The organism is Nocardia sputorum (assembly GCF_027924405.1).
GTDB classification, from domain to species: domain Bacteria; phylum Actinomycetota; class Actinomycetes; order Mycobacteriales; family Mycobacteriaceae; genus Nocardia; species Nocardia sputorum.
Window position 1 is genome coordinate 2,866,889 of the sequence record NZ_AP026978.1, and the last position, 11,566, is coordinate 2,878,454.

The following is an 11,566-nucleotide window of genomic DNA, read 5'->3' on the forward strand; positions in this document are numbered from 1 at the left end:
CGGTGTGTCGGACGCACGCGAGGTGCTGGGCGCGCGCCTGCGTGAACTACGTCGTGCCGCCCACCTGACCGGCCTGGAGCTGGCCGCGAGATGCGGCTGGCATTCCAGCAAGGTGTCGCGGATCGAGGGCGGCAAGCAGACGCCTTCGGAGGCGGATCTCGCCGCGTGGTGCGAGGCGTGCGGCAATACCGCCGTGCTGGACGATTTGGTCGCCAACGCGCGCAATCTGCAGTCTATGTACCTGGAATGGCAGCGCACCGTCGCCTCCGGGCACGCGCGCAGGCAACGGCAGTCGATCGATCTGGAGGCGCAGACCACGCAGATCCGCTGGTACGCCCCGGACACCTTGCCGGGACTGCTGCAAACCGAGGGCTACGCGCGCGCGATCCTGACCGCCTGCATCGCGGTCACCGGTGGACGCGACGACCTGGAGGACGCGGTGGCCGCGCGCATGGCCCGCAAGCAAGTGCTCTTCCGGGCCAAGCACCGGTTCCATTTCGTGGTCAACCAGGCCGCGCTGTGGCGCACGGTCGGCGACGCCGCCACCATGGCCGAACAACTCGCGCACCTGCTGGCCGTGATGGCCAACCCCAGGGTGCGGCTGGGCATCATCCCGATTTGCGCCGACTACCGCGCCCCCGCGACGAACTTCGTCATCTACGACCGCGCGCAGGTGCTCACCGAGACGGTCTCGGCCGAGCTCACCATCACGCGTCCGTCGGAAATCGCTCTGCACGAGCGGACCTTCGCGATCCTCGCCGACCAAGCCGAGTACGGCGATCGCGCCCGCGCGCTGATCGCTAAGGCGCTGGAACGCCGCCGCGGCAGCTGAGTGCACGCGACGGCGCGACGGCGATGCCGCCACTGTCGTCCAGCGGCGGCACCGCCGCCTCGGGGTCAGCGCACGAAGGTCGCCGCCTGGCCGGCGAGGTCGAGCAGCGGCTGTGGGAAGACGCCGAGCGCGAAGGTCACCGCCGCGGTGATCGCCACGATCGTTGTCGTCACCGGCGGGGACACCAGCACCGGAGCGTCGGCGGGCGGGTCGGTGAAGAACATCAGCACGATGACCCGCAGATAGAAGAACGCCGCGACGGCGCTGCAGATCACGCCGATGACGACCAGCGGTGCCGCACCGCCGGAGGCGGCGGCCTCGAAGACGGCGAACTTGCTGACGAAGCCGCTGGTGAGCGGCAGTCCGGCGAAAGAGAGCAGGAACAGCGCGAAAACCGTGGCCAGCCAAGGGGAGCGGCGGCCGAGCCCGGCCCATCGCGGCAGGCCGGTCGCTTCGTCGCCGTCCGGTTCGCGGACCAGGCTGACCACCGCGAACGCGCCGAGCGTGCCGATACCGTAGGCGGCCAGATAGAACAGCACCGCCGCGACACCGCGGTCGTTGGCCGCCACCGGACCGGTGAGCAGGAAACCGGCGTGCGCCACCGAGGAATACGCGAGCATTCGTTTGACGTCGGTCTGCGTGATCGCCATGACCGCGCCGACGGCCATGGTGGCGATCGCGACGGCCGCGAGGATGGGCCGCCAGTCGTCGCGCAGGCCGGGCACCGCGACCTGGAGCACGCGCACCAGCGCGCCGACCGCCGCGATCTTGGTGGCTGCTGCCATAAAAGCGGTGATCGCGGTCGGAGCGCCCTGGTAAACGTCGGGCACCCAGGACTGGAACGGCACCGCGCCGATCTTGAACAGCAGGCCGACCGCGAGCATCGCGATCCCGAGCACCGCCAGCGTCGCGTTGTCCGGATGCTGCGCGATCGCGTCGGCGATGCCGCCGAGCCGCACCGTACCCGCCTGGCCGTACAGCAGCGCGACGCCGTAGAGGAAGAACGCCGAGGAGAACGCGCCGAGCAGGAAGTATTTCAGCGCCGCTTCCTGGGACAGCAACCGCTTGCGCCGGGCCAGTCCGCACAGCAGGTACAGCGGAAGCGACAGCACTTCGAGGGCGACGAACATGGTCAGCAGGTCGTTGGACGCCGGGAACAGCAGCAGGCCGCCGACGGCGAGCAGCGTCAGCGGGAACACCTCGGTGGTCGCCACGCCCGCGCGCAGCGCCGCCGCTTCGGCCGCGCTGCCTGGTACCGCCGATGCCTGCGGCGTGAACGCGTCCACGCCCCGTTCCCGAACAGCGGCGGCGCGGCTCCAGGTTCCCGGACCCGACCGCGCCTGCGTACGGGGCTCGGCTCCGCGCTCGGCGATGAACAACACTCCCAGGATCGATACGACAAGGATGGTGCCTTGCAGGAACAGCGTCACACCGTCGATCGCGACCGCACCGGCGACGGCGGCGGTCTCGGTGCCCGCCAACGCCACCACGGCGATCAACGCCGCCGCCAGCCCGGCCACGCTCAGCACCAAGTGGGTGGCATAGCGGTAGCGCCGGGCGACGAACGCTTCGGCCAGGACGCCGAGGACGGCGGCGCCGAACACGATGAGCATCGGGGACAGGGCGCCGTATTCGATGCTCGGCGCGGGGACGCTCGCGGCGAGCGTCGTAGCGGAGGCCGGGACGTTCACTTGTGGGCACCTCCGGACTGGTGGGCCGATCCCGCTTCCGGCAGTGGTGGTGTCGAGGGCGCGGGATCGTTGCGGCCGATGGTGGTGAGCGTCTGGCTCACCGCGGGATTGATGAAGTCGGTCAGGACCTTCGGATAGATGCCGAGGAACAGCAGCGCGACGATCAGCGGCACCACCACGGCGACTTCGCGCGGCGCGAGATCATAGATGCGCTCGTTGCCCTTCTTCACCGGCCCGGTCATCATCTGCTGGTAGAGCCACAGAATGTAGAGAGCCGCGAGCACCAGCGCGCTGGCGGCGACCACGGCAGCGAACTGGTAGCGGGTGAATGTCCCGATCAGCACCAGGAATTCACTGACGAAGGGGGCGAGCCCCGGCAGCGACAGCGTCGCCAGACCGGCGATGAAGAAGGTGCCTGCCAGCACGGGAGCCACCTTCTGCACGCCACCGTACTCGGCGATGAGCCGGGTACCGCGCCGCGAGACCAGGAATCCGGCCACCAGGAACAGCGCGGCGGTGGAGATGCCGTGGTTGACCATGTACAGCGTCGCGCCGGTTTGGCCCTGGCTGGTCATGGCGAAGACGCCGAGGATGATGAAGCCGAAGTGGGAGATCGAGGTGTAGGCGATCAGGCGCATCACGTCGGTCTGCCCGATGGCCAGCAGGGCGCCGTACACGATGCCGATCACCGCGAGCGTGATCACCAGCGGCGCATAGGTGTCCGACGCGCCGGGGAAAAGGAGCAGGCAGTAGCGCAGCATGCCGAAGGTGCCCACTTTGTCGACCACCGCCATCATCAGCACGGCGCTGGACGGCGTCGCCGCGACGGCGGCGTCGGGCAGCCAGGTGTGCAGCGGCCACAGCGGGGCCTTGACCGCGAAGGCGAACATGAAGCCGAGGAACAGGGCATTGAGCACCGCGGGCCCGGCGCCGAGCTGCCCGGTGTTGGCGGCGGCGACCACCGTGCGGAAATCGAACGTGCCCGCGGATCCCTCGCCCAGCCCTTCGCGCGCGGTGAGGACGTACAACCCGATCACCGCCGCCAGCATGATCAACCCGCCGAACAAGTTGTAGAGCAGGAATTTCACCGCCGCACGGGAACGCTGCCTGCGCAGCAGGGCATCCCCGGTGCGCGGCCCGAACCCGCCGATGAGGAAGTACATCGGGATGAGCATCGCCTCGAAGAACACGTAGAACAGCAAGATGTCCAGGGCGACGAAGGAGACCAGCACCATCGCCTCGACGAGCAGAGTGAGCGCGACGTAGGTGTGGGCCACCCGTTTGCCGCTGCCGACTTCGCGTTCGTCGTGCCAGCCCGCCAGGATCAGCAGGGGCACCAGCGCCGCGGTCAGCAGCACCAGGACCAGCGCGATGCCGTCGAGGCCGAGGGTGTAGCCGGCGCCGAACGCCGGAATCCATTGGTGGGATTCGACGAACTGGTATTGGCCTCCGGCGGTATCGAACCGCACGGCCAGCCCGATGCCGATACCCAGGACGAGCACCGAGAAGCCCAGTGCCACGGCTCGAGCGAGGGTGCGCTGCGCGGCAGGCAGTACCAGTACGATCGCCGCACCGACGACCGGGGCCAGCCACAGCGTCGTCAACCAGGGGAACTCGTTCACCACAACCTCACCGCCAGCAGGGCGGCAGCCACCAGGGCCGCGCCGGTGAACATGGACAGGGCGTAGGAGCGCACGAATCCGGACTGCACGCGCCGGGCCCGTGCGGACAACCCGCCGATCAGTGCCGCGGTGCCGTTGACGACGCCGTCGATGCCGCGGTTGTCGAGGAAGACCAGCGCCCGGGTCAGATGCCGGCCGGGCCGCATGAACGCGGCTTCGTTGACCGCGTCGCCGTAGAGGTCGCGGCGCGCGGCCACGGTCAGCGCGGACACGGTTTCGGGCGCGGTCTCGGGGATGTCGCGTTGTGCGTACTGCGAGTAGGCGACCGCGACGCCGACGGCGACCACGCCGAGCGCGAGTACTGTGACCAGCGCCGCGGGGACGGTCTCGGTGCCGTGGTGGGCGCCGACGACCGGTTCGAGCCAATTCTGCAGCGAGGAGCCGAACACGAACACCGCTCCGGCCCCGACCGAGCCGAGGGCGAGCAGGATCATCGGGCCGGTCATCACCGCGGGAGACTCGTGCGGGTGGGTGTCCGGTTTCCAGCGGCGCTCGCCGAAGAACGTCATCAGCATCACCCGCGTCATGTAGAACGCGGTCAGGCCCGCGCCGAGCAACGCCGCCGAGCCGAGCGCGATCCCGTTCACCCCGCCTTGGTTGAACGCCGCTTCGATGATCCGGTCCTTGGAGAAGAATCCGGCGAACGGCGGCACCCCGATGATGGCCAGGTAGCCGAGACCGAAGGTGACGTAGGTGATCGGCAGCAGGGTGCGCAGTCCGCCGTAGCGGCGCATGTCGGTTTCGTCGTCCATCGCGTGCATGACCGAACCGGCGCCGAGGAACAGCCCGGCCTTGAAGAACCCGTGGGTGAGCAGGTGCATGATGGCGACGGCGTATCCGGCGGGGCCGAGTCCGGCGGCCAGCACCATGTAGCCGATCTGGCTCATCGTGGAGGCGGCCAGCGCCTTCTTGATGTCGTCCTTGGCGCAGCCGATGATCGCGCCGAACAGCAGGGTGACCGCGCCTACCAGCACCACGCCGAGGCGCGCGTTCGGCGCGAGGTCGAAGATCGCGTGGGAGCGCGCGATCAGGTACACGCCCGCGGTGACCATGGTGGCCGCGTGGATGAGCGCCGACACGGGGGTGGGGCCCTCCATCGCGTCACCGAGCCAGGACTGCAGCGGGACCTGGGCGGACTTGCCACAGGCGGCCAGCAGCAGCAACAGGCCGATCGCGGTGAGCGTGCCCTCGCTCGCGGCGGGCGCGGCGCCGAACACGACGCCGAAGTCGATCGACCCGAACGTCGCGAACATCACCATCATCGCGATGGCCAAGCCCATGTCACCGACCCGGTTGACCACGAACGCCTTCTTCGCCGCCGTTGCCGCCGAGGGCTTCTCGTGCCAGAACCCGATGAGCAGGTAGGAGGCGAGGCCGACGCCCTCCCAGCCGAGGTAGAGCACGAGGTAGTTGTTCGCCAGGACCAGCAGCAGCATCGCCGCGAGGAAGAGATTCAGGTAGGCGAAGAACCTTCGTCGCGCCGGATCGTGGCTCATGTAGCCGATCGAGTAGACGTGGATGAGCGAACCCACGCCGGTGATCAGCAGCGCGAAGCACATCGACAGCTGGTCCACTTGCAGCGAGAAGTCGACCTGCAGGCCGGCCACCGGGACCCAGCTGAACAGGTTCTGGTGCATCGCGCGGTCGGCGGTGTCGCGGCCGAGCATGTCGGCGAACCCGAGCACGGCGACCGCGAACGAGGCCAGCGCGATCGCGGTGCCGAGCAGATGACCCCACTTGTCGGCGTAGCGTCCGGTCAGCAGCAGGACGACAGCGCCCGCCAGGGGGAGGGCGGGCAGCAGCCACAGCGTTGCGGTGTCCACGTCAGAACTTCAGCAGGTTGGCGTCGTCGACCGAGGTCGAGCGGCGGGCGCGGAAGATGGTCATGATGATGGCCAGGCCGACGACCACCTCGGCCGCGGCGACCACCATCGTGAAGAACGCGAACACCTGCCCGTCGAGGTCGTCGTGCATCCGGGCGAAGGTGACGAACGCGAGGTTCACCGCGTTGAGCATCAGCTCGATGCACATGAACACCACGATGGCGTTGCGCCGCAGCAGCACTCCGGCCGCGCCGATGGTGAACAGCAGGGCGGACAGGAACAGGTAGTTCTCGGGATTCACCGGTTGCCTTCCTCGTCGCTGGGGTTGTCGGTCCCGTCCGATGCGGGCGTGGTGCCGACCGAGATCACGGCCGCTTCGGTGAGCGCCCTGGTGCGGCGGTGCCGCAGGATGGTGCTGACCGACAGTTCCTCGAACGACCCGTCGGGCAGCCGCGCGGGGATGTCCACCGCGTTGTGCCTGGCGTAGACGCCGGGGGTGGGCAGGGGAGTCGCGCGGTGTCCCTTCTCGCGGAACCGGCGGCGCGACAGTTCGCGCTGATCGGTGCGTGGTCCGAAGTGCTCGCGGTGGGCCAGCACCATGGCGCCGATGGTGGCGGTGATCAGCAGGGCGCCGGTGAGTTCGAAGGCCCACACGTAGCGCAGGAAGATCAGCTCGGCCAGTTCGGCGATCACGTCGCGACCGGGGAACCCGGTGGCGGGGAACGTGATCGCGGACTCCCGCACGCCGTGGGCGATGCCGCCGCTGAGCAGCAGCCCGAAGCCGAGGCCCACCGCGGCCGCGGCGAGCCGCTGGCCGCGGATGGTCTCCTTCAGCGATTCGGCGGAGTCGACACCGACGAGCATCAGCACGAACAGGAACAGCATCATCACCGCGCCGGTGTAGACCACGATCTGCACCACGCCGAGGAACAGCGCGTCCTGGGCGATGTAGAACGCGGCCAGCGCGATCATCGTGGCGGCCAGGCACAGCGCGGAATGCACCGCCTTGGGGGCGAACACCATGCCGAGCGCGCCGAGCACGGCCAGCGGGGCGAGGATCCAGAATTGGACGGTCTCGCCGGTGGAGGCGCGGGTCAACGGCTCCGCGGCCAGGATCAGTTCGGTCACCGTGTCGCTCCTTCCACGCCTGTGGTGGCGGGTCGCCGGGGCGCATCGGTCGCCGTGGCTCCGTTGGTGGCCGGCGCGGCGCCGGGCACCCGGCCGAGGTAGTAGTCCGCCTCGTCGGCGCCGGGGTGCATGGCGTGCGGCGGCGCGGTCATCCCGGGCTGCAGCGGGGCGAGCAACCGGTCCTTCTCGTAGATGAGATCGGCTCGGTTGTCGTCGGTCATCTCGTAGTCGTTGGTCATCGTCAGCGCCCGGGTGGGGCAGGCCTCGATGCACAAGCCGCAGCCGATGCAGCGCAGGTAGTTGATCTGATAGACCCGCCCGTATCGCTCACCGGGGGAGAACCGTTCGGTCTCGGTGTTGTCGGCGCCTTCGACGTAGATCGCGTCCGCCGGGCAGGCCCACGCGCACAGTTCGCAGCCGATGCACTTCTCCAGGCCGTCGGGATGGCGGTTGAGCTGGTGCCTGCCGTGGTAGCGCGGCGCGGTCGGCGTCTTCTGTTCGGGATAGAACTCGGTGTTGGGCTTCTTGAACATGGTCGCGGCGGTGACCGCGAACCCGGACAGCGGCTCGAACAGGCCCGCTTTGGCGCGGGTGGCGTCGCGCGCGTGCGCGTCGGCGGGCAGCGGCGGCACCGGGAAACCGAGGAAGACCGTCGAATCGGTGGCATCCGCGGCGGCGGGTTCCTCGACCGGTGGCGGGGTCGCCCCGGCCCGGCCTGCCCGCAGGAACTGCAACACCAGCAGGCCGGTGACCAGCACGCCGCCGATCACGAGGATCGGGGTCTGCACCGGATAGCCCTCAGCTTGCAGCACCCGCGCGGTGGCCACCACCATGACCCATGCCAGCGAGGTCGGGATCAGCAGTTTCCAGCCCAGGTTCATGAATTGGTCGTAGCGCAGCCGGGGCAGGGTGCCGCGCAGCCAGATGAACACGAACAGGAACGTCCAGACTTTGGCGGTGAACCACAGCACCGGCCACCACCCGGAGTTCGCGCCGTCCCACATGTTCAGCGGCCACGGCGCCCGCCAGCCACCCAGGAACAAGGTGGTGGCCAGCGCGGACACGGTGCCCATGTTGACGTATTCGGCCAGCATGAACATGGCGAACTTGAGCGAGGAGTACTCGGTGTGGAAGCCGCCGACCAGCTCGCCCTCGGCCTCGGGCAGATCGAACGGCGCCCGGTTGGTCTCGCCGACCATCGAGACGCAGTAGATCAGGAACGACGGCAGCAGCAGGAACACATACCAGGTGCCTTCCTGCGCGGACACGATGCCGGAGGTGGCCATGGTGCCCCCGAGCAGGAACACCGTCGCGAAGCACAGCGCCATGGCGATCTCGTAGGAGATGACCTGCGCGGTGGAGCGCAACCCGCCCAGCAGCGGATAGGTGGATCCCGACGACCAGCCGGCCAGCACGATGCCGTAGACGCCGATGGAGGTGATCGCGAGGATGTACAGCACCGCCACCGGCAGATCGGTGAGCTGCAGCGGGGTGGTGACGCCGAAGACCGACACCTGCGGCCCGAGCGGGATCACCGCGAACGCCATGAAGGCGGGCACCACCGAGATGACCGGCGCCAAGATGTAGATCGGCTTGTCCACGATCGCCGGGACGATGTCCTCCTTGAGGGCCATCTTCACGCCGTCGGCGATGCTCTGCAGGGAGCCGAACGGCCCGGTCCGGTTCGGGCCGATCCGCATCTGCATGCGCGCCACGATCTTTCGTTCCGCGAGCACGGCGATCAGCGGAATCAGCATCAGATAGATGAAGACGGCCACGGCTTTGGCGATCACGAGCCACAGCGGGTCGTGTCCGAAGCCCGCGGGAGTGTACGGATCCGAGGCCGCGGCGTGCGCCACCGCGGACGAAGCGACGAGTGTGGCGAGATCACTCATGACGGTGCTCCTTCATCCTCTCGTCGGCGTGCCGCAGATGCACGATCGCGCCGGGCTGGACGGCGAGCTGCTCGGCGATGGAGCAGCCGGGCGAGTGCTGCGGCAGCCACACCACCCGATCGGGGAGGTCGCTGATCATCAGCGGGAGCGTGACCGCGCCGCGGCCGGTGGCGACGGTGACCGGATCGTCGGGTTGCGCGCCGAGTTCGGCGGCGGTGGCGGCCGACAGGCGTACTACCGGGGGCCGGGCGATGCCGGCGAGATTCGGTTCGCCGTCCTGCATGCGTCCCTCGTCCAGCAGCATCCGCCAACTGGCGAGCACCGCGGTGCCGGGTTGGGGCTGCGGCAGCGGATGCGGCGGGTGGGTGGGCGCGGAGACGGGCGCGCCGTCCCACGCGCCGAGTTCGGCGAGTTCGGCGCGGGCGGACTCGATGTCGGGCAAGCCCAGGCGCACCGACATCTCCTCGGCGATGGCGTGCAGCACCCGCTGATCCGACAGCGGCGCGCTCTGGCGGCGCACCATGTCGTCGCCGAGCGCGGCGGCGAACGGGCGCGGCCTGCCCTCCCAGGTGCGGAAGGTTCCGGCCTTCTCCATGGCCGCGGCCACCGGGAACACCACGTCGGCGCGTTCGGTGACCGGACTGCGGCGCAGTTCCAGGCTCACCACGAACCTGGCCGCGTCGATGGCGGCCAGCGCGGCGGCCGGGTCGGGCAGGTCGGCGACGTCGACGCCGCCGATGACGAGAGCACCGAGACCGGACGCGGCCTCCAGGATGGCCGTCGTGTCCCGGCCCGCGCCGACGGGCAGCTCGGGCACGTTCCAGACCGCCCGGACCTGTTGGCGGGCACGCGGATCGGCGACCGGCCGTCCGCCGGGCAGCAGGCCGGGCAGCGCGCCCGCTTCGACCGCGCCGCGTTCGCCGGCCCGGCGCGGCACCCACGCGAGGGCTGCTCCGGTTTCCTCGGCCAGGCGCACGGCGGCCGACAGCGCACCCGCGACGCCGGCCGTCCGCTCACCGACCATGATCACCGCGCCGGGTTCGCGCAGCAGCCGGGCCAGATCGGCCAGCTGGGCGGGATCCGCTCCGGGGGTGGTGATCTCGCCGGTGCGGATGGCGTCGAGCAGATGCGGTTCGGCGCCCGGCACGGTGCGCATCAGCCGTCCGGACATGCGGTCGAGTCCGCGTGAGGAGTACGGCGCGAGCGAGTAGATCGGCAGCCGGTGCTTGCGTGCGGCCTTGCGCAGCCGCAGGTAGACGATCGGCGACTCTTCTTCGGGTTCGAATCCGACGAGCAGGACGACCGGCGCGGCCTCCATGCTGTCGTAGGTCACCGTGCCGTCCTGGCCGGCGACGCGGGCGGCGAGGAAATCGGCCTCCTCCGCCGAATGCGCGCGGGCGCGGAAGTCGATGTCGTTGGTGCCGAGGGCGACTCGGGCGAATTTGGCGTAGGCGTAGGCGTCCTCCTCGGTGACCCGGCCGCCGACCAGCACGCCCGCGTTGCCGAACGACGCGGCCAGTCCCTCCGCGGCCGCGGCCAGCGCCTCCGACCAGGAGGCGGGGGCCAGCTCGCCGTCCCACCCGCGCACCAGGGGCGTGGTGAGCCGGTCGGGTTCGCTGGCGTAGGTGAACGCCCACCGGCCCTTGTCGCAGTTCCACTCTTCGTTGACCTGCGGGTCGTCCCCGGCCAGCCGGCGCAGGACCTTGCCGCGCCGGTGATCGGTGCGCTGTGCGCAGCCGGAGGCGCAGTGCTCGCAGACGTTCGGGCTGGAAACCAGGTCGAACGGACGCGCGCGGAACCGGTAGGCGGTGCCGGTGAGCGCGCCGACCGGGCAGATCTGCACGGTGTTGCCGGAGAAGTAGGAATCCAGCGGCTCGGCCTGCGCGGTGCCGACCTGTTGCAGCGCACCGCGATCCATCAGTTCGATGAACGGATCGCCCGCGATCTGCTGGGAGAACCGGGTGCAGCGGGCGCAGAGCACGCAGCGTTCCCGGTCCAGCAGCACGGCCGTGGACAGCGGAATCGGTTTGGGATAGGTGCGTTTGCGTCCGTCGAACCGGGATTCGGCGCGGCCGGTGGACATCGCCTGGTTCTGCAGCGGGCACTCGCCGCCCTTGTCGCACACCGGGCAGTCGAGCGGATGGTTGATCAGCAGCAGTTCCATCACGCCCTCCTGCGCCTTGTCGGCGGCGGGCGAGGTGAGCTGGGTGCGGACCACCATGCCGTCGGTGACGGCCATGGTGCAGGAGGCGACGGGCTTGCGCTGTCCCTCGACCTCCACCAGGCATTGGCGGCAGGCGCCGACCGGGTCGAGCAGCGGATGGTCGCAGAAGCGGGGTACCTGGATGCCGATCAGTTCGGCGGCACGGATCAGCAGCGTGCCGGGCGGCACGCTGACCTCCGTGTCATCGATGGTCAGCGTCACCAGGTCGGCGGGAGCGGGTCCGCCCGTGTGGTTCCGCACGACGGCGGGCCCACCCGTCGTCCGGCCGCCACCTCGGATCGAGTCGCTGCG

8 protein-coding genes are annotated in these 11,566 nt (G+C 69.8%); 1 reads left to right on the forward strand and 7 read right to left on the reverse strand.

Translation table 11 applies throughout. The annotated features are described in order from the left end of the window. The first annotated feature begins 4 nt into the window (after positions 1-4). A complete protein-coding gene (locus QMG86_RS13200) occupies positions 5-832 on the forward strand; it encodes a helix-turn-helix domain-containing protein (protein WP_245663650.1) in 828 nt (275 codons plus the stop codon). Between the two features lie 65 nt (positions 833-897). On the opposite strand, the gene nuoN is transcribed toward QMG86_RS13200, so the two are convergent. Genes nuoN through QMG86_RS13240 form a run of 7 tightly spaced genes read right to left on the reverse strand, consistent with a single transcriptional unit; the run spans position 898 to position 11,476 of the window. Further along, the gene (gene nuoN, locus QMG86_RS13205) at positions 898-2,523 is read right to left on the reverse strand and encodes an NADH-quinone oxidoreductase subunit NuoN (protein ID WP_281879802.1); all 1,626 of its coding nucleotides are present in this window, start codon (positions 2,521-2,523) and stop codon (positions 898-900) included. Continuing rightward, on the reverse strand, positions 2,520-4,145 hold the full coding sequence (locus QMG86_RS13210; RefSeq protein WP_281879803.1) for an NADH-quinone oxidoreductase subunit M: 1,626 nt from the start codon (positions 4,143-4,145) through the stop codon (positions 2,520-2,522). The genes nuoN and QMG86_RS13210 overlap by 4 nt, the downstream gene beginning before the upstream one ends. Then, positions 4,142-6,028: an NADH-quinone oxidoreductase subunit L gene (nuoL, locus tag QMG86_RS13215; RefSeq protein WP_281879804.1), complete on the reverse strand. Its 1,887-nt coding sequence runs from the start codon at positions 6,026-6,028 to the stop codon at positions 4,142-4,144. Before nuoL ends, QMG86_RS13210 begins: the two co-directional genes overlap by 4 nt. 1 nt (position 6,029) lies before the next feature. Further along, complete coding sequence (gene nuoK / locus QMG86_RS13220; protein WP_159840702.1) at positions 6,030-6,329, reverse strand: NADH-quinone oxidoreductase subunit NuoK; 300 nt, start codon at positions 6,327-6,329, stop codon at positions 6,030-6,032. Further along, positions 6,326-7,156, reverse strand: a complete 831-nt coding sequence (locus QMG86_RS13225; RefSeq protein WP_195085403.1) for an NADH-quinone oxidoreductase subunit J — start codon at positions 7,154-7,156, stop codon at positions 6,326-6,328. The genes nuoK and QMG86_RS13225 overlap by 4 nt, the downstream gene beginning before the upstream one ends. Further along, a complete protein-coding gene (gene nuoH / locus QMG86_RS13235; protein ID WP_434086176.1) occupies positions 7,153-9,051 on the reverse strand; it encodes an NADH-quinone oxidoreductase subunit NuoH in 1,899 nt (632 codons plus the stop codon). Before nuoH ends, QMG86_RS13225 begins: the two co-directional genes overlap by 4 nt. Continuing rightward, a complete protein-coding gene (locus tag QMG86_RS13240) occupies positions 9,044-11,476 on the reverse strand; it encodes an NADH-quinone oxidoreductase subunit G (RefSeq protein ID WP_281880942.1) in 2,433 nt (810 codons plus the stop codon). Before QMG86_RS13240 ends, nuoH begins: the two co-directional genes overlap by 8 nt. Between the last annotated feature and the right edge of the window lie 90 nt (positions 11,477-11,566).

Bases quoted from the DNA above. Each gene is read 5' to 3' on its own strand.
- nuoH (WP_434086176.1), bottom strand. From the start codon at position 9,051: ATGAGTGATCTCGCCACACTCGTCGCTTCGTCCGCGGTGGCGCACGCC.